We start from the raw sequence: 20,227 nt of genomic DNA, 5'->3' as shown, positions 1-20,227 counted from the left end.
CTTCCATTCAGCCTTTCTTGGCTGCCTTCCACTTCTGGAATTCTTCCCATTCTGCGCGTTGATCGGCCTCGCGCTTCAGATTTGCATCGAATTGCTTGATTTGATCAGCATTCAGCGCCATACGAACCTTGCCTTCTGAATCGGATCGTGCCGTCTGGATAGCCCCTTTCATAGCAGCCTTATCAGCCTCAGAGAGCTTGTCCAGATAGTCGCGATTTATCTTGCTGACAGCCAGGCGCTCATCGCGGTCGGCCTCACGAACTGCTTTGCGCTGATCCCTATTCAGATCAATGCCCAGGAGACCTGGACCGCCAGCAAAGTCACGGACTGGACCTTGGGGGCCAGCTTCGAAGTGGCCGTGCGAACCCTTAGGGCAGCAGTCAGAACCGTGCTTGTCGCCTGCCATTACCAGAGTGGGGGTCGCCGCTGCAACGAGCAGCAGAGCGATGATTTTCTTGCGCATGGTGAACTCCATAACCATTCCGGCAAGTATTACCGGAATCGAATTTGCACAATGCCACGTCGATAATGGTCTGCAACCCAAAACCTGGAAGCCAAAATGGTTCTGGGCTATGACATAGCCATGCCATGCCGCGGGCATCAGTCACAACTCAAAAATCGACCTTTCGACTAATATCTTGTCTTAGCTAATAAGGGGCGATCAGCCCGAATGACTATGGAGAGATCACGATGGGTACCACGTATTTCTGGCTGAGAAGCCCGGCCGGACTTGCCATCATTGCCTTCGCATTGATTTTGCCAACCCTGGCCATAGCGACTTGGCTTGGGAATACTTCTGATTTTCTGGCTCTACTGGTGGGAATTGGGATCGCTGCAATACGGCAGCTAGCATGGATGCGCTGGGGTGATGGATCAGATTAGCTTGTGAATCCCGCGCGCGAAGGTGTTGACTCCTTTCGGGCACGTTAAGGTGTAGATATCTGGCCACCAGTTTCAGTTGGCCGCCCTTAACTCTGCCCGGATATAGCCCGCCCTGGAGGTGTACCGAATGTTCGACATGACCCTCAAAACGCCCTTCCAAATGATCACCGCCCTGTGCACTTGCGGCATGACACCCTGCGGGTTCCATTTAGCTCCGTCAGAGGTTGCCCTTTGAGGATCCTGACTCTCAACCTGATCGGCACCTACTTCCATCAGATCACGGCGGGCACCAAAACCTTTGAATTCCGACTGCGGACTCCCTACTGGCGAACTCGACTGGAAGGGCGCACTTACGACATGGTTCGGGTCTGCTGGGGATACCCCAAAAAGGGGGATGCAGAGCGAGAGATATTAATCCCATGGCTGGGGTTTGAAGAGCAGACAATTGAGCATGAACACTTTGGTGATCTGCCAGTTGATGTCTTCGCAATCCGTGTGCGCGCAGAGGGGTCTGGCACGCCTAGAACGCATTGATAATGGGCTCACTCAACAAGGGAACATCATCATGCGCAGCTTCATCTATAGCCTCGGCGCCGTTGTTATTCTGTTAGTGGCCATGGGTATGCAATATCTCTCGTTTACCTATGGCGCAGTGGTTGAAGGCTTCATCCGTGACAGCTTCGGCTGGATCTCGATAGTGCTGGCGTTTATCTCTGGTGGCACCCTCACCGCCTTGGCTGCTGGTGAAAAACCCTAGCCTGTTTTGGATATGTGACGGTCGTACAGGGATGTAGCCTGTGCGGCATAGCAAATCAGGAGGTTGCATGAGCCAGCACTACGTTAAGGTCTACCACGCTCAAAGCAGCTGCTTAGTTCGCGTCCAACTGGGCTGGGACCGGCCTCTCCAAGGCTTTTACATGGTTGTCGAGAAGGATGGCGAGGAAGGTTTGGATGAGTTCGATGAAGGTATCGTTTACAGCAACCTTGACGACGTCGGGCATCCATCAGACCTTGCCCACTTCAAAGCGATTGCTTCGAAGCTCTCCATCCAAATACCCGATGTCATGTGGCGAGCTGCTTATCTTGACTCACAGCACAACACCATAGACAACCGAGTCTTCTACAACCTGGACGGCGACCTAGTGTCGCCGTTCTGACTCTACTTATGATTTTCACGATCGTCACACCAATCAATGATTGGGTTGAATGGGTTGAAGGAAATGGAACAGTTCATCTTGCAAGACTCCCGCGGGCTGATCGGTAGCCGGATAAGCTGGTGGCGCGAGGGTGGCTCATATACCACTGACCTCAATCAAGCTGAGGTTTTCACACGTGACGATGCGATGAGTCAGCACGCATCACGTTGGAGCGATATCCCTTGGCCGCTGGGCTTTGTCAGACCACGACACGAGATGGCAGTGGACTTCCAGTACGTCACTATCCATTGGGTCCCAAGGGGCGGAACTGAACTTTGCTATGTCGCGGCCAGGTTCCACTTTGACGGGAACGACATCTTCTGGCTTAGCGGTGATGCTCTGACCACTGATCTGACGAAAGCCTCCGTCTTTACCTTGGATGAAGCTTTTTCCCATTTTGGTAGCGAAGCCTCCGCATTCACTCGGCAGATCTGGCCTAAGGCTTACGTCGATGCAACTGCACGCCCTGTTGCCTCGGCGGTGACCATGTCGGTTGATGAAGCTCTTGCTGGAACTGGCATCACGCTACAGCGCCCCCTTCCCCAGCGCCGAATGACGCCCAAGTGTGGAGGCTGTGGCCAATTTGTCACTGCTGATCAAGCTCCGAGCGGCATCTGCCGCCACTGCCGTTGAGGAACATCCGAGATGGAAATCCCGAATGAAGAGCGCGTACTGGCTCGGTACCGCGAATTAGTGTCAGCACAGGGGTGCTTGGAAAATCACATCCTTGCCAAGTCCTCTCTGTACCAACGGCTATTAAAAGGTTTGCAGCCATTGGCTATTCGCCCCCCGCTAAACCATAGCTATCCCTGGTACAGCGTTGTCGAGTCTGACACGCCAGTCCCCCTGCCTTTCGGACCAACTGATTGGACACCTGAGTGGGATACACGCCATGGCGTTGCGATCTGTCAGGATGTTTGGGACCGGCTTCCTGGTGGTAATGACACTGATTTCTCCGTGACATTCCCGGGCTGGGACGCGCTTGGTTTTGTTTGGCGCATTTGGCAGGCCGATGAGGGTGCTGAGACCACTACGGCGCATCTTGTATGCTGGCACCGAGAAGACATCACCAAGCTCACAACTCCAGATCTGGTCGAAGCTGAGTGCCGTTGGCGTGCGGAGCGAGATGCTAGCTGGTTATCTCGAGCCGGTCAGATGAGCAACGAGGATTTGAAGGCCGCTTTCATCGCCTCAGGCCAGGCTGGAAAGGCAGGCTGTCGCTTCACATCGATCGTTGCCGATCAGCAAGTTGCACATCTCAGATTCTTGTCCAATGAACGGCAAGCCAAAGGTGAATCGGTCGAATTCACGGCTGAAGAGATCGAAGCCCGGGTAGCTGCGGACATGCTGAGCCTGCTTGGTGATACATGGTTGGTCAAAGACGGGCAGCTATTTCATCGTGGCTGGCAGATCCAGCGGATTACGCCTGCTGTGCTAGGTCCTGAACACTACCTGGCGGGTGCGAGCTGACGAGGATTCGGTGATCCTGGGCTGTTCGAAATAATCCTCTCTGCCTGCTCGTGGCACGCTCGGCCTTGGGGGAACATGGCATCAATACAGCCAACCGGACTTTCCCCCGTGATCAATGTTCAAAATACCTCAGCCCCTGCCACCACTCTGCCCAATTGCCCAATTGCCCGGTCAGCCCGCTCGACCGCGTGACCTTCACACCAAACGAAATCTCCGAACTCGCACCGGTGATCAGCGGGACTGTGTTCCAGGCTCTCGATACCAACCTCGGCAACTGGCGCGTTCGCATTGTGCGTGAAGGTGGACTTTTCCCACACGGGGTGTCTGCCAATGTCTACTCAAACCTCGGGACGTTCAAAGTCCACGGCGCATTGAATCCCGATGCTCAACCTGCTATTGCTTGAGGCTAGCCCGATGAAGACAACTAACGAAGCCCAGTCTACCGGCCTGGCTTTCATGCTTGCCGCCGCCGCCGGCATTGCAAAGTCCATTGGCGATCGACAAAAAAGCGCTGCGCTTAACGAATTCCTGATGTCCGCGATCCGTCTCAAAATGGGTTTTAACCCTGATGACGCCAACCGTCTCAATGCGCTCAGTATGTGTACCTGCGTGGGAGTCTTTCGCCCCTTCGACGAACATTTCTATGCCCAGTCCTGCATCTCTGGTGGCACCTTCGCTCGCATGTGGGAGAAGGTTCAAGGCTTAAAACCGTTCAAGGCTGTGCTGGCGGGCCAGCATGGTGAAATCCAGAGCAACATCCGTGTGGCCACCGGCGTAGCTGTGCTGCTCGATGGTAAAGATGATGACGAGATGTTGCCCCGCTCCGATGACCTGCAGGTTTGGTGGGTTACCTCGGTGGATTGGAACAGCGACTGTATCAACCTGAGTCGTTATCGCATGCGCCCTGACGCACGTTATCCCTTCAGTCGTAATGACGCTCCAGCACGTCGCCTGAAGCTTTCTCGCGGCGACTGGGAGGCTCATATGGCTGACGTAGCCATTGCAAAGGATGCATCCTCACAAGCTGCCTAGGCTTCTGGCACAACCCGGGGCCGCTGATCATTGTGTTTTCTTAGGAGAACTTATGATCGACCAACGACGAAATCAGCTGATGCTGCGCAGCCCGAAAGCCATGATGGAGTTTGCCATCAATGGGAGACTGCCCCAGGTGTACACACCGGCCAGCCCACTAATCACTCTTATTGAGTCTGTTCCTGTCAGACTTCGGAGCCGAATCACTTGCGTGAATATTGGTCCCGACCTTGGATACCAAGGCATTCATCGTTTTCAATCCCTTGCACAGGCTCTGAACTGGCTGAAGCCGAGCTACACCTCGGCTTCATACCCGAGCGAGGGTTGGCGCATGAAGCGTTTCACTAAACAACTTTCAATTGACGATCTGGCTGCCTTCTGCAAAATCCCTGGGAGTCTTCTACCGGCCTTGAAAAACCTGAGGTAGAGGCTTCTGCCACGCGATTCCCCGGCCGAGTATGGTCTCCACAACTTCGGAGACCATCGAATGCATACTCACCAACTACCCATTGCTAAAGCGCCCGCTTATACCGCCCCGCGTTGGTTGCAACCCTACCGGGACGGTACCCGCATCGGACGGTCACAAGCCCTGCAGGCCTATGGTGAGATGTACTGCACTGATGGTTCTGCTGACACTGATGGCGCGATCGAAGAGCTGATTGGTAGCTCCAGAACCCCAATGATCCCATATGCCAGCCGAACTGGCACAAAGCGCAATCTTGACGCTATGCGAGCAAATGGATGGGGGCTTTTGGTGTCTGCAAAAGGTGTCCTGCGCACTGAAGGCTTTCCGTACATGCTGGACAACGGTGCTTGGACTGCCTTCACACAGGGGGAGGTATTCGACGAGCGAGCTTTTGGGAAGGCTTTTGATCTACTCGGTGAGAATGCCAAAATGGTAGTCGTGCCAGATATCGTCGCTGGCGGCCTGAAGTCCCTTGAGTTCTCACTCAAGTGGCTCAACCGAATCCAAGGGATTCCAGGCGTGGCGCTGTTGGCAGTTCAAGACGGGATGGTTCCCGATGACGTACGTGACCTTCTAAATCCTGGAGTTGGTATCTTTGTTGGGGGGTCGACAGGGTGGAAGCTGAAAACTGCACATAGCTGGGGCCTCTTGGCGCGTCGTCGGCGATGCCACCTCCATATTGGCAGGGTGAATAGCGCTAAGCGCATTCTGCTTTGCTCAGCGGCCGCTGGTGCTCACTCTGTGGATGGGACTTCGGTGAGCGTCTATGAGAAGACCTGCGCTCCACTCACCGCCGCGGTGAACTACGGCGAAGCACAAGCTGACTTCCTATCACCGAACGGACTCGCTTTCGATGTGGCCCCTTTCGACTGTGCATGGCCAACAGATCTAGCTCGGTAGGTGGTGGCACACTTTTTGTGCCTCCATTATGGCGGGCATAGAGAGCAGTCGTCGGATAGGCTGGTCCACTTCGGCATGGCTGACACAATTTTCAGAAGGACGACAGGCCATGCGCCAGTGGACTGAAGAGCAGTACCCAATCATCACCACACTAGCTCGGTTGGTTAAAGTCAATGCGTTCGCTGGCACCGGCAAAACGACGACTTTGATTGGTTACGCTGAGAACCACCCAGACGAGAAGATCCTCTACATCGCTTACAACACCGAGGTGGCCGCTGAAGCTCGGCGCCGTTTTCCTCGCAACGTGACTTCTATGACGTCCCACGGCCTTGCTTACGGCCCCCTGGGCAGCCAGTACAACCACAAGCGCTGCAACAATATTCGGCTCACTGACGTGGCCAAGGCGATGAATACGTCTGATTGGTCGATGGCTAAGGATGTTGTTGGGATGCTCAATTCGTTTATGAGTAGCCCTGACACTGAAATTGCGCATCATCACTTGGTGAGATTCCGAGGGATCTCACTCAACAGCCGTCAAGTCCAGCACGCCCAACTCGTTATCAGGCATGCCAATGTTTACTGGAGCCGGATGTGCAACCTTCAGGATCTTGAAGCTCAGATGCCGCACGACGGGTATTTGAAGGCATGGCTACTCACTAACCCTGACATGAGCCGTCGATACAAGACCATTTTGCTTGATGAGGCGCAGGACACCACGAAGCTGCTAACTCAATTCGTGAGGCAGCAGTATCTGAATGGCTGCAAAGTCATTTTTGTTGGCGATCGCCACCAGCAACTCTACCGGTTCCGCGGTGCGGAGAATGCCCTAGATGAGCCGTGGCTCGAGGATGCCGAGGTTCACACACTTTCAAAAAGCTTCCGCTTTGGCTGGGGAGCGAGTCATGTCGCCAATACAATCCTGGCCCTCAAGGGCGAAAGAACGCTACTGCAGGGTTTCGGGCAGCAGACCCAGATCAAGTCGAAGTTACCGGATGGGCTTGAGCACCGCACCTACCTTTATCGGACAGTGGCTGGTGTTATCGACCGGGCGCTAATGTGCCTGCCCGCCCCGCAGGAGCCTGACAACGGGGAGCGTGTGTATTGGGTCGGAGGAATCAAAAAATACCAAATCCAGACCATCCTGGACATGTACTGGTTTTCGTTGAACCAGACTTCAAAGATCAAGAATTTCCAGCTCACACGTGACTATAAGAGCTTTCAGGAATACGCCGAGATTGCGGACCAAACCGAAGATCCAGAAATGGTTCGGATCATCAAAATCCTCAAGAGCTATGGTGATTCGCTTCCTGATCTGATCAAGCGCTTGGAACAGATCACTGTTGAGCAGGAAATGGCAGCGACAGTCACACTTTCAACAGGGCATGGCTCCAAAGGTCTTGAATGGCCTTACGTTCAGCTCGGTGATGACTTTACCTACGATCCTTTGGATGAGCAGGCTGCGAAAGATGATCCTGATCGCCGCAATGACGAGCTCAACCTCTACTACGTGGTCTCGACCAGAGGGATGAAGATGCTTGCTTTAAACACGATGGTCATTTCGATGATGAAGCATGCCAAGGATCGCCGCGCAGGATTGAATTGAAGTCACTGCTAATTCAGCATCCACCTGATGGTTTCACTAGCCCATTTTGGATAGCAGGTTATCGGTCGCTGGGTCATCATCGGAACCAAACCCACGAATTGGCAATGTCCTGCCCATGCCTTCTTCCCGCCTCTCCCAGCAAGCCTCATTGGTGCAGGTCATTTCATCTGCGGTTGCACTGTGTGGCTGGCAGGTCCTGTTCAGTAAATCGGGACCAGGGTGGGCGTCAGTACGCGCTAGAAGAGGCAAGGTGACAATCGCAGTTGAGGTACCTAGTGCTGGATCGAGCACCGAATCGGTATTAGCCAAGCAGAGAGAGTTACGCGGTGCCGGCATTAGAGGTATGTGGCTTTTACCTTTCCCTGCTTTCACTCCGGTGGCTGATCTACCAGCCGCCCATGTGACCTGGTCAGAAGCGAGCGGATACACTGCCTTGCTTGCCGGGTCGGGTACTCCTTCCGGCACTCGGAGTTTTAACCGATTGAGTGACTGGGCCCAGATATTACCTCTTCAAGATTTCATCACCTCGGCGCTGAATGGCGCATTGTGGTTTGGAACGCTACGTGAGGGGAAATCGGCAATTGTCCGGGTTGATGGCGGGTTCACCAAATGCACCACGTGCCGCGCATGGACCAATCTCTGCTCTGCTATCGAGATCATCTCTCCCTACCGTGAGTCGACATTTGCTCTCTACGGCCTTGAGCAGATACCTGCTCATCTACTGGGCGAGCTGCTGCCCAAGGATCTTCGGTCCTTCAAAGTGGGTGACATCCGCAAACGTTACCACCAACCGTCCAAGGCTTCAGTGGTGCTGAATAGCTGCAGCGTTTGCAGTGCAGTACAGGACAGGTTGGCTATCAACGATCTAGAGTTTCGCCAACAACCAATCACTCAGTTCCACATCAAGGTGAGCAAGCGATTGGCAGTGGCCACTGCCTTATTGCCCACTGCGAGATGGCGTGTATCTAGAGAGCCGTAAGGGTTCTGCCACTCTAATACTGCCTACATCCTGTGCCCATCAAATACAGGATTTATCACATGGCAACGCCTCTAGCGAACCCGGCCACCCCAGAGGGTCACTTGGTTGATTCTGCCGAAGGCCTTAAAGACCTTAATGAATACGATCTTATCGAGAGCTTGGTTTCCCAACACCGGTACCAAAAGGCTCTCATTGAGCGTGTCAGCGAATTGATGGCCGGGAGTGGGTACCACGAAATCTTGGGGTATTTCCTCGCCGGCGCTGATGGCGAACTGGCTTTGCGCATGCGGGCAACACCCGAGCTATTCGATGCTGTGGCCGCGGTAAAAGCACTAGATGCTGAATACTGGAATCGTGCTTTGAGCCTTACGGATGTCCGCGTTTTCATGCCATCCGCACGTCAGAAGGAGTGGGATCAACAGATCGAAAACCGAACGTGCTTGCCATTCGAGAAGCTGGCAGTTCGAGACACACTGCAATCCTTACTGGCTAGCAGATCTCGATTCCTAGCCGAGCAAGTCGATGGCGTGTTCCATGCTTTGTCACCTAACCATGTTTCGAATTCACCTGCAGGATTCGGAAAGCGCATGATCCTCGAGTACGCCCGCTGCAAGGCCACAGGCAATCCCGAGTCTGAGAAGACTCGCCTGATTGCCGACCTTCGCTATGTGATCGCCATGTTGATGGGCCGGGACCGTACAGTTGGCTCGAACCCAAGAGCGATGAGCTATGGGTGCAATAACCCTGGCAAGTGGATCCTTCTTGACGGCGGGGCTCTGCGGGTTCGCTTTCACCTTAGCGGGACAGTGCATGTCGAAATTCACCCTGAAATGGTTTGGCAGCTCAACCAAATCCTGGCCTCGATTTACCCCAACGCCATCCCTGACAGGTTTCGTCGCCCGACCAAAAAGCGGGCTGTTCACAAAGACTGGCCCCTGATGGAAGTCCCATTGAGCTTCGGTGCTCTTGCAATCGTTTCCAAACTGAAGCGCCAAAGCATCAAGCCTACTGGCGTCTGGACCCTTGACGTTTCACGTTTTGAAATGAAGTTCATGCCTGAAGCAGAAATGATCATCCAGGCCATCGGCGGCGCGAAAGTTGACTACCAGGAGTATGCCTTTCCCTACCCGGAGGTGAATGAGGTAGTCGACCTTGTTGTTTCCCTTGGGCGTCTGCCGGAGCAAAAGACACACCAGTTCTATGGTACGGGTGAAACCTTGGCAAAGGAGGTAGTAGCAATTGCAGATATCCGGCCTGGCGAGACGGTATGCGAGCCTAGCGCTGGCCAGGCTGGAATCGCTCAATATCTGCCCGCAAGCCGGACCACTTGCGTCGAGGTCTCCGAGGTTAACTGTGGAATCCTCCGTAAATTTGATTTCAACCTGGTCGTCCAAGCTGACTTCCTTACCTGGGCTTTGAACGCTTCATCTTTTGATGTCGTCGCTATGAACCCACCCTATTCAAGTGGGCGGGCCATTGCTCACCTTGAGTCAGCCTCATTGATCGCACGTCGGCGCATCGTTGCGATTCTCCCAGCCAGCCTGCGGGGTAAGGACATCTTGCCAGGCTGGGAGCACCAATGGTCGAAGGTCTATGAGGGAGAGTTCAAGGGTACAGGCGCTTCGGTGGCTATCCTTCGAGCGGATAGGGTCTCAACTTGAGCATTCAGAATCGTGCGCCAATCCTGACTGTTCTGGTAGTTAGGCACACTCTGCCTTTTTGTTTTTATCTAGGGGTTCTGGCACACCCTATCTGCAATGAACATGGGTCCACTTACTAAGGAGTTAACCCATGCAAAACGTTATCAAAGCTGCCGCCCTTGCCCTGTGCTTCGCCATCGTTACCGGCTGCTCAGTGAACCCTCAGACAGGCGAACGGGAATTCAACCGCACCGCGATTGGTACAACCATAGGCGGGGTGGCCGGTGGCATCCTGGGTGCAGCAGTAGGGGGCGAACGTGGTGCTTTGGTGGGCATTGCAGCTGGCGCAGCGCTCGGTGGCGGTACGGGCTACTGGATGGATAAGCGATCGGCGAAGCTGAAAGAAGAGCTTCGCCAGAAGGGTATGGATGCAACGACCAGTCTCGACCCAGTCACTGGCCGTCAAATGATGACCATTGAAGCCCCAGCAGACATTGCCTTCGCCACTGCATCCGCCGACCTACAGCCAGCAGCGTTCCAAGGCCTTAGTGCAATTGCCACTGCGTTGAAAGACCAGAAAGATCTGCGGTTGGAGATCACTGGCCACACAGATGGTACGGGCAGCCGTCAGTTCAATAATGTCCTGAGCTATGCCCGCGCTCAAGCAGTAGCCCAGTATCTCTATGCCGCTGGTGTACCCGCTCAAGTTATTGCAGTGCGAGGCGTCGGCCCTTCCATGCCGGTGGCTACCGATGCTACTGCTCAAGGCCGCGCACAAAACCGCCGGGTAGAGATCCAGATCAAGCAAGGCTGAAAATCAGGCGTAAACGATCCGGCCTTGTTCAGGTGTATCTGACGAGGCCAGCACGCTTTCAAGATCCAACGCTGAATAACCCGCAAGCCAGCTTTCTTCGTAGGGCGAATAGTATGCCTGCCTCCACGTTCTGACAGATCCAACATCTAGGTGAACAAAGTTTTTCGAGATGTAGGTCCCCACTCCGCCAACACCAATCACCTTGATCAGGTTGGCCAGAGCTTCAGTTCCCACACCCGGAATTCTGATATCAGCTGCTTTTGCTTTCACATGCATCGAATTGAGGGCGGCGCCCTCTAGGGACGAGTTGAACTCAGGCGTTCGATATCCGCTGGTCACTATGATCTTCGCAGGCAGCTGCTTGACCCTGAGGTAAGCAGTTGCGATCCATAACAGATCAAGGAGCTTGGCATCGATCTGCACCGTTTTCTTCGAGACAACGTCTCTCAGGATGGTGCAAGCGATGGCATAGCCGCGGGGGTCCCATCCCTGCCCTTTTCGGTAGTAGTAAAACCTGGCTTTTTCTCCTGACTGTGGCCGCTCTAGGTCCAAGAATCGGTCGTGGTCTAGGAGCACGGCACGCCAGTCGCGTTGACCTGGATTGTTTGCGAAGGCTGGTAGTGCAGCCATGGCTAGAGGCGCTGCAATCGCCGCAGTGACGATGCTACGGCGGCTCATGAGGATGTTCTGGCTCATACCAACAGGCAACATGTGGCTTATTCTGGGGCGAGTGTATGGTTTGATCCTTCACATCGCGACTCAAAACCCCCTGCCCTTTTTCAAAGCTCCCCTTGCTCTGCTTGAGCTGGGCTTCTGGCACGCGGCGGCATCCATAAGATGGCTCCACCACCTATATGGAGTTTTTCATGTCCCGCCCATATCCAGTTCTGCGCACCCTCGGCCAGCTACTTACACCTGCTGGCCCGAATCATTTCGCCTACCTGTCAGCCCACCCCGAGCAAGATCAAGCCTTGCTGGATGCCCATGCCATGGATGTAGGGACAGCTCCCGGCTTCAGATTGGTTGCCGATACCGATAGCTTCTTACTGATCGCAGACCATGATTACCAAGGTTGCTTGGACCATATTGCCAATGGGCCTTATAGCTGTTCGGCAATGGACTGGGTTGCTGAGCATGCAAGTGGTGAGCAGGTTGAGTGGTATGGCTGTGTAACCGAAGTGGCTCTTCAGGACGCAGCAGGCAGGCAGTCTCGAGTGACGCTCGGGTATTACCCCAAGGATGAAGCCGAAGCGATCGCGGCTTTGCTCGCTCCCAATGCTGAATTATTCAGCTTGAACCAAAAGTGCATTCTTATAGCTGATGCTACGGGTGATATTTACCACTATCAGCTTCGCTACCCAGGTGATTGCGACGACACCGTCCTTTTTGTTCGAGCGATTGACTGTGATACGGGATTGGAGTTTGCGAAGGCCCATCTGCGTTCAATCCACCAGGTAGGAACTGAAGTTGAAGTAACTGGGATCAACACAGGCCTGCTGGCACGAGCTGCCTAGTGAATTTTGACGCCCTGTTCCCGCTGGTGGCACAGCTAGCCACCCGTAAAATCTATCCCATCATCTAAAGAGACTGCCTAAATGAACTCCTGCGAAATCCTGCGTGCCCTTGATACCGTTGCTGCTGTAAGCGGCAAGCTCGAGAAGTCGGCGCTTCTGACAACTTATATGGTTGACCCAACATTCCAACGCGTGATGAAGCTCATGCTCAATCCACTGATCAGCTTCTACAAGCGTCCAGCTCGCTCCGAGGTGTTCGGTACCGGGGTATTCACCGATGACACTTGGCTGATGCTTGACCGCTTGGCTACCCGCCAACTCTCAGGGGACGCCGCAAATCGTGAAGTGCAATCGGCTTTGAATACCCTCACTCCAGAATCCTCGGAGCTGCTGTGGCGAGTGCTCCACCGAGATCCGAGGGCAGGTTTCTCTGAGGGCTCAATCAATAAGATTCTGCCGCTTACCATTCCCGAAGTACCGTACATGCGTTGCAGCCTGCCTTCAGATGTGGATCTGGAAAGCTGGCCATGGGCGCGAGGAATCTATCTACAAGAAAAGGCGGACGGTACCTTTTTTGCCCTCACCGTTAAAAACGGTGGCGCAACCGTCATCAGCCGTTCTGGTTTCGAGTGGCCCCTTGAGCTGTACGGTGATCTGGGTGAGGTCTTTGCCAGCTGGCCTGACGGCCAGTACCACGGCGAAATGCTCGTGGAAAAAGATGGGGCAATCCTGCCGCGTGAGATTGGCAATGGCATGCTTACGTCAGTCAACAAGGGCACCCCGTTCCAAGCTGGTTGCGTGCCTGTGCCGTACCTCTGGGACGTTGTGCCGTTGGAGTCCCTGACCCGACGAGGTAGCTGTCTGACGCCATACTCAGAGCGCTTCTCGCAAGTCGGTAAAGTGGTCGAGGATCTGGGCGGCGGTAAGGTGAGGCTGATTCACACACAGGTCGTTTACTCGCTGGACGAGGCCTATGCCGCCTCTGGTGTGTATATCCGTAATGGCAAAGAAGGCGCGGTCATCAAGCACCCTGACGGCCCTTGGCGCGACACCGGTTCCAGTGGTTCGCCGTTCAGCGTCAAGATCAAAATGGAAGCACCAGCTGAGCTGCGGGTGAAGGGGTTGAGTAAAGGGAAGGGTAAAAATGCGAAGACGTTCGGCGCACTTGAGTGCGTGAGTGAGTGCGGAATGCTGGAGGTCAACATTTCAGGCTTTTCGGACGAATTGCGACTTGAGATTTTCAACAATCCTGAGCGCTACATTGACTCGATCATCAAGGTGACATTCAACGACGTCACCAAGCCCAACAAGAAAACAAACCTCTACAGCCTGTTTCTGCCACGATTCGGCGAGCTTCGACCTGATCGGACCACAGCCGACACCGTGGAGCGCATCATCCAGCAGCTGGAAGACGCCAAGGCAACTATTGGAATGATTGAGTCAGTGGCGGCGTGAAGAAGGCTCCCGCTGTATACCAGCGGGGCTTAGCTGAATGTGTTCGCGAAGGGATACCGCACTTAGAGGGGATGTTTGGTATTCCGCCATTCCATATAGGCTTTGTTGTGTTTTTTCTGGATTTTCGAGGCATAACCAAACCCTCCCAAGGCAGTGATGCTAAGCAGCAGAAGCCACCAATCTGCGCTGGTGAAACCGCCATCCTTCAGTGGGAGCCCCAGATAACAGAGGGCTCCTATTGAGCCTATCCCAATCAAAAAAGCGATGAGTTGGGGGACGTGAGGAAGCTTCGGAGATCCACGCATTGGATCTACTGAGGCTGGTTGAGTTGATAGCCACTTCGCGTGGGCCCTATCGTGCTTAATGCCGATCACAGCCCCAAAGCCAAAGACTCCGAGTCCCAGTAGAGTCAGAAGATTCTGAGCCCCAACAGGCATGGGCACCAATCCCGCCAAAGCGAAAGCTACGATGGCAACCAGCCAAGCGATCGATTGCTTTGTCTTTGGCGGCTTTGGTTCGGCACTGAATGTATCCATGATAGCTCCTTGAGAAATTGTGCTGCAGCTGAGCTAGCGTAACCCCATTGGCGCCTTATCCCAACCCAAGCAATGGTCGCCAAAATGCCGTGTATCCCTGTCAAACTTCATATCAATATCTTCATGCCCCAGGTGCGACAACGAATGCCATTCCACCGCTACACTGAATTTTGGGGTGGTTTTTTGACTTGTGGCCCTGAGCGAGCGGTGCTAAAAAGATCACGTTCTATGCCCAATCCTTGATTGCGCACCCTACCTATCTCGACGTTAATCCGTCAGGTTTGCAGGGACTCATTGGACTGTCAGTTATTTCTGCCATTCCTTTGCGTAGATACTGCTAGATCAATCTAAATTCGTAGCAAGGTTTCGACCTTCCTACGCATCCAGATCGCATCGACTTTTGTTGGTGATGATCGCATTGCCCTTCTTTGAAGGTGCTTCCCCCAGACGGTAGAGATCACATCCTGCCGTCAGGCTTGGTGTTTTCATTTCCTTCAGGTATGAGCGCCTAGCTTGGAGCTTTGCTCATTGCATTGCTTTTGGGTAAATCCTCGGTAACGAGAAATCCATTGCGCAGAACACAGCTCACCAGCTGTGCGGACCCCAACGGCTTGCCGTTGAGTTCCTCCTTGACCCGTCGCAATGTCTGATCTGATCGGCTTCCGCCTAATGCTCTTTTTGTGGCTGGCTACGCGATACAGATCACCCTTTCCGCAAAAGCGGATCCTTCCGGTAAGGCCTGACATCCCCAGGTTTTGGCCAGGTAATGTTGGTTCCCACCTTCCGAACCTGGCCTTAGAGCACCGGGTATATGTAATGTGCCCACCGTTCTACTGGCGAGAGAAACCCTATGAAAACTCATGAGTTGGGGTGCTCCACAGCTATTGCTTAATCAGGCCGCTGCGCGCCGTAACAAGCTGCGCGCCCTAGGCAAGCAGAGTCGTACCTACCACCCCACCAGGGCATTCTCATGCTCTGGCATGGATGCCCCTCCTCGGAGATGTACCCATGACCACATTCAGCTTTCGTAACTACTACTTCGACCAAATCGAGGCTACGCGCGAACTGTTACGTCCAATCCAATCGAACAAAGACACCCCTTGTGCGCTCGAGAAATCCTTAATCCGGGAAATTGAGGTTCGACACGAGAATTTACAGGCGGTGTATGTCGAGCTCGATGAGCTTGGCCTCGGCATGATCTTGCAAAACGAATCGGGGGATTCGTGGGCTTTGATCTTGCCGGATGCTTCAGAAGCGGGACGCTTTCGTTACTCTGCGTTCCGTGACATAGGATGGATGTCCCATTATTCAACTGACACCCTCGACGAAGCAGTCCTTGAGGCGTTTAAATCTGGGTTCACCCGGGTCGCGCCACGAGACACTCTCGACAAACTGTCAGCCACCCTGGAGTGGAAAAAAGGTTGCGAGCGCCTAGCGCACATCGAAGCCCATCAACGTGGGTCTTTGACGTATAGCGAGATGCTTGCAGAGTTTCAAAAGATTGAAACCAAGCATAGCCAGCCGACAAAGCTGGCCGCTTGATATTGGTGCAATGTTCTGGCCCTTGAACGGTTTAGTTCCGAGCACTGAGATTGATTGATCTAGCAGGGAGGACCCTCACAGCCTTATTCAGGTTGTGGGGGTTTTTTGCTTCTGGCACACCTTGATGCCTATCAGACTAGCTCTGAACCTGAGCTGCTTCAGGTTAGATCATACTTTCTAAGGCATGCCTTTGTGCGGCCGATACCCTGGCATCGGGAAGGTGGTGACTCAGCTTTGGTGTTTCAAATGCTCTCATTAGCGTCTAAAGCCCGGATGGAGGATTTAGCTTGTACCCAACCAATCAAATTGGTTCTCATACCCAGCCTCACAAGGGGTTGCTCGAGTACCTCGCCGATCAGGTAATGGCCCAGCTGGCTGCACAGGCTCAAGAGCGTACAGCTACTGAGGACGGCCTTGGTTCTGGCGCAGAGTCCAGTGAGCCATCATCGAAAGCAACATCCTTTTATTTCTCCAGTGGCGGTTCTGTCTGTAATTGCGTTCCCTGTGCAGTCATGCGCCGGCTGGTATGATTCAGCGCATGATTGTGGAGCCCAAAGATGAGTCGACTCAATGAACCAACCAAGCTGAAGGCCGGTGTCTACCTGGCCCGCTGCAAAGAGGCTACATTTCTCAAGGCAGGCATCAATGGTCACAGCTCTGTGTGGCCTGAAGCTGACCTGACGATTCGTGATGGGTGGGCCTACTTCAGCAAATCCGGAGTGGAGGTTTGGAGTTGTAATTCTGCCTATGCCAGCCTTCATTTCATTGTTACCCCAGTAGCCTCCTGATTTTTGGCACCCTCTTTTGGAGTGCAATATGGGACTTGATAGTTAAGCTCTAGATAACGTGGTTATCTGCAGGTGCTCAATCGATGTCCCTAGACCTCTCTCAGCGACAGACCAAATCCACCAATCAGCTTCGTCCCGGTGAATACATTATGCAGCCCGGTGAAAACGCCCTCCTTCGCGTCGAGGACGTGGCTCACCGCCGCTACACAACAATCACTCGGTTGGAAGGGCACTACGCGGGCACCTCGTTCACCGCGGGCCAAAAGCTTGGCCGGCGTTGGGAAGTTATTCCCCCTGAGGAGGCATTGATCCGTTTAATCGCCTCATCGTGCCACTGACCCACTAGGGTGGTGCCACATCAAAGGTCATGCCACGCTATAGTCAAACACGGCGGTTGCTATTTACCCGCCTCATTAGCTAGCGCATTGGATTTCAGATGGACAAGTACCTCACGCGAACCATGGACTTCCTCAACGAAGTTGGCATCACTGTCAGGCTAGTACCTGGAGCTACTGGGTTTGCCCAGCACTGCGAGATTTCTGCGGGATCAATCAACGTTGATCCTCGCTGCCGAGCTTCTGCTCTCCTGCATGAGGCGGGACATTTGGCTACCGTTCCTGAACAGTTCCGACACTTATTCTCTGGAAATGTCGGGGCAGGTCAGAGAGCTGTTTTCAACGCGGTCTCCGGCATTGATGTCTTCCCTGGCTCTCCACTGGACCGCGCAGTTGTCCAGATCGGTGACGGCGAGGCAACTGCCTGGGGGTGGGCCGCCGGCATACAGATTGGCATTCCTGAGTTCCGGATCATCCGCAACGACGAATATAGTGGGGAAGGTTCACTAATTCGACTTGGCCTTAAAACCAATAACTACTTGGGCATCAACGGCCTGGCGAACGCAGGCTTCTGCAAGGTAAAAGCTCACCACCCTTCAGATCTACCGGTCTACCCTTGCCTGGCGTACTGGGTCCATCCAGTGCTGGATGCTTCAGGCACTCACCTCCATGGATGAGCGGTTGAAGGTTGCGATGGGACTGGCCACAGAATGGCATTTGGGTGAGTTGCGCAACTACACTACCGATGTGCCATACATCACACACCCTACTGCGGTAGCAAACTTGTTGGCGGAGATCTCAGACAGTTGGGAACTGATCGCGGCAGGCTATCTCCATGACACCCTTGAGTGCCCTGAAGAAATTCGCATTCAGCGTGAGCGAGTGATTCTCGACCTTCTTGGGTCTGCCGTCCTTCAGCTCGTGAAAGAAGTCACAAACCCGAGTCGAATGAATGATGGTAGCAGGGCGGTTCGAAAGGCGATCGACCGCCAGCACCTGTCCAAGGCGTCGCCTGATGGGCAGTCATTAAGGCTTGCCGATGCCATCCACAATTTCTCAGACCTGCAGCAGCGCTCCCCTGCCTTTGCTCTCACCTACGCGGGCGAGAAAAAGCTGATCCTGCCTTTGACAACCCAGGGCTCCCCAGTCCTACACGAGCGCCTGAGTCAAATGATACAAAATATTCTGGATGGGTGATTCTGGCACGAGTCGATAGGCAGCATGATGATCTCATCTTATTTGAGGTTCATCCCATGCCCTGGCACAAAGTAACTCGCGCCTTGCCGGTTCTGCCCGACAGAGAGTTTCTATACGCGAGATCTGTACCTGTCATGGTTTTCCTCGAATGGGGTTCACAACGGGTAGCCCGTTTCGTCCGTTATGACGATGACGGTGACATGTGGTCCGGCCGCTGGATTAGTGAATGTCCGGACAGCCTTGATCTGACCGATAGTGTTACGCACTGGAGGGACTGCTATAAACCACCAACCGACGAATCTTCAGATGAAGGGTTCTTTGTTGAAGCTGAACAGCTTGTTCGCCTTCGACATATCTCCAAAGGGCTTTATGGCGATGGTTCGGTTTTGACTGCCGACCGCCGTCGAGATCTCGCCAACCTTCTACACCGGTTATTGGTCGAGCTGGCTGATCAGCCAATTCTGGTTTGAGAGGTGCGTTTTGAGTACGTCTGCGATCTATTCGATGGTTGAATAGCGGGTATTGCTGGGTTCGCTCGGCGTTAAATCAGTCTTCAAAGGTCTTCCCGAACAATGGCAAAGCGCGGCGTTAACACTGTCACTATCATCGGAACAATGGGCTCTGACCCGAAGGTTCAGCAGTTCAATAACGGCTCCACCACCGTAGTTTCCCTGGCTACAAGCGAGTCGTGGACTGACAAACAAAGTGGTTCGAAGGTTGAAGAAACTGAGTGGCATCGCATCGTTTTGAAGGGCAGGCACGCTGACGTAGTGGCGCAGGGTGGCCGCAAGGGCCGAGATCTCTACGTCGTGGGCAAGCTTAAATCTCGTAAATACACTGTTGGCTCCGTTGAGAAGTCGATTACGGAGATCATCGTTGATGACTTCGACGGACAGTGCCATTTTGTGGAAAGTGCGAGTGCTTCTATTCGAACCTCATCCGCGCCGGCTCAGAGAGAGTCCAGACCTCAGCAGGGTTCCCAACCCCAAGGCCAACGACACCCCGCCCCTAATCGTCAGTCTTACCAATCCCCACCTGAGCATGCGGACTTTACCCCGCCGCCCCTACAGATGGAGGACATGCCTGACTATGATGAAAGTTTCTTTAGAAACGTTCCCGTTTAAAGTCCTGATGTGGATACTGCACCTGCTTAAAGCCGGATGTGGATGTGGCCGTTATGGAATTTTCCATCTTAAAATAGCTGCAGGTTTGCTGTATCGTCTCAGTAACATTCGGCGTGCAAGGCCTTGCAAGCCACATACGCTACTTGCTTCACCATAGAATTTTCATGTGCCCCTACACGAAGGGTACGACCGGGCACCAGGATCGCGCCATGCAAAAATGAGCCGTCGACCTGGCACCCCAGATCGTTATGAGCCGCTAAGTACCAATGGATTCTGGAAAATTGCGTCAACCCACTTCTGCTGTGCCTGAAATCCAATCAGCCACGAGTTTCGACCTCATTTTCATGCGTCGTCGAGCCTGCCTGCCGTTGGCGGATACAGTCGACGTGGACGATCCGCCGGCAGTAGAAGCCGAATGCGGTCCCCCTATTCACGAGCGATCCAAGCGCTGGCAGCATCAGGATGCCTTTGAGATGCGCAGGATCTCAAAGCTTCACAACAAGTCAAAAGAACTGATTGGGTACCGGCCCATGATCCAGCAAGGGCATGGCTCGGATGGCGAGCGCCCAAATAAATGCTTCAGGGCATCGGATTTTGGAGGCAGCATTGAAGAAGCTCTTCTCCAAGTGCGGATTCCACGCCATTCGGACACTCAGCCCACGCTGATCCGGACACCTGTTCCACGATCATTCGGACAGGCAGTCGGAGCGCAGCGACGCAGGGGTGGCATTGTTAGTCTGAGGTGCCCGGCGTC

General features: G+C 53.9%; 22 protein-coding genes and 1 pseudogene. 20 read left to right on the top strand and 3 right to left on the bottom strand.

Annotated features, from left to right (window positions below; genetic code table 11):
- Positions 1-7: 7 nt before the first annotated feature.
- The gene (locus H8F22_RS30870) at positions 8-463 is read right to left on the bottom strand and encodes a type 2 periplasmic-binding domain-containing protein (RefSeq protein ID WP_169904108.1); all 456 of its coding nucleotides are present in this window, start codon (positions 461-463) and stop codon (positions 8-10) included.
- Between the two features lie 870 nt (positions 464-1,333).
- On the opposite strand from H8F22_RS30870, the gene H8F22_RS30865 reads away from it, so the two are divergent.
- The 11 genes from H8F22_RS30865 to H8F22_RS30815 all read left to right on the top strand — a co-directional run bounded on the left by H8F22_RS30865 (position 1,334) and on the right by H8F22_RS30815 (position 10,982).
- Positions 1,334-1,639, top strand: coding sequence for a hypothetical protein (locus H8F22_RS30865; RefSeq protein WP_194941083.1), 306 nt, complete (start codon positions 1,334-1,336; stop codon positions 1,637-1,639).
- Between the two features lie 67 nt (positions 1,640-1,706).
- Positions 1,707-2,039 carry a hypothetical protein gene (locus H8F22_RS30860; RefSeq protein WP_078465926.1) on the top strand — a complete coding sequence of 111 codons (333 nt, stop codon included), beginning with the start codon at positions 1,707-1,709 and terminating at the stop codon, positions 2,037-2,039.
- A gap of 63 nt (positions 2,040-2,102) precedes the next feature.
- Positions 2,103-2,711, top strand: a complete 609-nt coding sequence (locus tag H8F22_RS30855; RefSeq protein ID WP_169904110.1) for a hypothetical protein — start codon at positions 2,103-2,105, stop codon at positions 2,709-2,711.
- 12 nt (positions 2,712-2,723) lie between these two features.
- Entirely contained in the window at positions 2,724-3,548 is an 825-nt protein-coding gene (locus H8F22_RS30850) for a hypothetical protein (protein ID WP_169904111.1), read from the top strand.
- Between the two features lie 381 nt (positions 3,549-3,929).
- The gene (locus H8F22_RS30845; RefSeq protein ID WP_169904112.1) at positions 3,930-4,580 is read left to right on the top strand and encodes a hypothetical protein; all 651 of its coding nucleotides are present in this window, start codon (positions 3,930-3,932) and stop codon (positions 4,578-4,580) included.
- Between the two features lie 52 nt (positions 4,581-4,632).
- Entirely contained in the window at positions 4,633-5,007 is a 375-nt protein-coding gene (locus H8F22_RS30840; RefSeq protein WP_169904113.1) for a hypothetical protein, read from the top strand.
- Positions 5,008-5,067: 60 nt separating this feature from the next.
- On the top strand, positions 5,068-5,946 hold the full coding sequence (locus H8F22_RS30835; RefSeq protein WP_169904114.1) for a hypothetical protein: 879 nt from the start codon (positions 5,068-5,070) through the stop codon (positions 5,944-5,946).
- A 109-nt stretch (positions 5,947-6,055) separates the two neighbouring features.
- Positions 6,056-7,549, top strand: coding sequence for a UvrD-helicase domain-containing protein (locus H8F22_RS30830; protein ID WP_169904115.1), 1,494 nt, complete (start codon positions 6,056-6,058; stop codon positions 7,547-7,549).
- A 481-nt stretch (positions 7,550-8,030) separates the two neighbouring features.
- On the top strand, positions 8,031-8,528 hold the full coding sequence (locus H8F22_RS30825) for a hypothetical protein (RefSeq protein ID WP_228759026.1): 498 nt from the start codon (positions 8,031-8,033) through the stop codon (positions 8,526-8,528).
- A 59-nt stretch (positions 8,529-8,587) separates the two neighbouring features.
- Positions 8,588-10,189 (top strand): DUF4942 domain-containing protein, encoded by a 1,602-nt coding sequence (locus tag H8F22_RS30820; RefSeq protein ID WP_169904117.1) that lies wholly within the window; start codon positions 8,588-8,590, stop codon positions 10,187-10,189.
- A 130-nt stretch (positions 10,190-10,319) separates the two neighbouring features.
- Complete coding sequence (locus H8F22_RS30815) at positions 10,320-10,982, top strand: OmpA family protein (RefSeq protein ID WP_078465920.1); 663 nt, start codon at positions 10,320-10,322, stop codon at positions 10,980-10,982.
- A gap of 3 nt (positions 10,983-10,985) precedes the next feature.
- On the opposite strand, the gene H8F22_RS30810 is transcribed toward H8F22_RS30815, so the two are convergent.
- Positions 10,986-11,678, bottom strand: coding sequence for a YcbK family protein (locus tag H8F22_RS30810; RefSeq protein ID WP_228759025.1), 693 nt, complete (start codon positions 11,676-11,678; stop codon positions 10,986-10,988).
- A 170-nt stretch (positions 11,679-11,848) separates the two neighbouring features.
- Between H8F22_RS30810 and H8F22_RS30805 the strand changes: the two genes are divergently transcribed.
- Positions 11,849-12,496, top strand: a complete 648-nt coding sequence (locus H8F22_RS30805; RefSeq protein WP_169904118.1) for a hypothetical protein — start codon at positions 11,849-11,851, stop codon at positions 12,494-12,496.
- A gap of 81 nt (positions 12,497-12,577) precedes the next feature.
- A complete protein-coding gene (locus H8F22_RS30800) occupies positions 12,578-13,951 on the top strand; it encodes a hypothetical protein (RefSeq protein WP_169904119.1) in 1,374 nt (457 codons plus the stop codon).
- 62 nt (positions 13,952-14,013) lie between these two features.
- On the opposite strand, the gene H8F22_RS30795 is transcribed toward H8F22_RS30800, so the two are convergent.
- Positions 14,014-14,487, bottom strand: a complete 474-nt coding sequence (locus H8F22_RS30795) for a hypothetical protein (protein ID WP_078465917.1) — start codon at positions 14,485-14,487, stop codon at positions 14,014-14,016.
- 1,008 nt (positions 14,488-15,495) lie between these two features.
- On the opposite strand from H8F22_RS30795, the gene H8F22_RS30790 reads away from it, so the two are divergent.
- The 7 genes and pseudogenes from H8F22_RS30790 to H8F22_RS32780 all read left to right on the top strand — a co-directional run.
- Complete coding sequence (locus tag H8F22_RS30790; protein ID WP_078465916.1) at positions 15,496-16,029, top strand: hypothetical protein; 534 nt, start codon at positions 15,496-15,498, stop codon at positions 16,027-16,029.
- Positions 16,030-16,586: 557 nt separating this feature from the next.
- Complete coding sequence (locus H8F22_RS30785) at positions 16,587-16,817, top strand: hypothetical protein (protein WP_169904120.1); 231 nt, start codon at positions 16,587-16,589, stop codon at positions 16,815-16,817.
- Positions 16,818-17,253: 436 nt separating this feature from the next.
- A complete protein-coding gene (locus tag H8F22_RS30780; protein WP_169904121.1) occupies positions 17,254-17,829 on the top strand; it encodes a hypothetical protein in 576 nt (191 codons plus the stop codon).
- The gene (locus tag H8F22_RS30775) at positions 17,822-18,349 is read left to right on the top strand and encodes an HD domain-containing protein (RefSeq protein ID WP_169904122.1); all 528 of its coding nucleotides are present in this window, start codon (positions 17,822-17,824) and stop codon (positions 18,347-18,349) included. Before H8F22_RS30780 ends, H8F22_RS30775 begins: the two co-directional genes overlap by 8 nt.
- 56 nt (positions 18,350-18,405) lie before the next feature.
- Positions 18,406-18,819 (top strand): hypothetical protein, encoded by a 414-nt coding sequence (locus H8F22_RS30770; RefSeq protein ID WP_169904123.1) that lies wholly within the window; start codon positions 18,406-18,408, stop codon positions 18,817-18,819.
- A gap of 102 nt (positions 18,820-18,921) precedes the next feature.
- Positions 18,922-19,473, top strand: coding sequence for a single-stranded DNA-binding protein (ssb, locus tag H8F22_RS30765; RefSeq protein WP_169904124.1), 552 nt, complete (start codon positions 18,922-18,924; stop codon positions 19,471-19,473).
- A gap of 281 nt (positions 19,474-19,754) precedes the next feature.
- Positions 19,755-20,227, top strand: a pseudogene (locus H8F22_RS32780) (hypothetical protein); the annotation flags it as partial.

The organism is Pseudomonas mucoides, assembly GCF_015461845.1.
In the GTDB taxonomy this organism is placed as follows: Bacteria; Pseudomonadota; Gammaproteobacteria; order Pseudomonadales; family Pseudomonadaceae; genus Aquipseudomonas; species Aquipseudomonas mucoides.
Note: the sequence above shows the minus strand (reverse complement) of the source record. Positions and strands in the feature narration are given on the sequence as shown.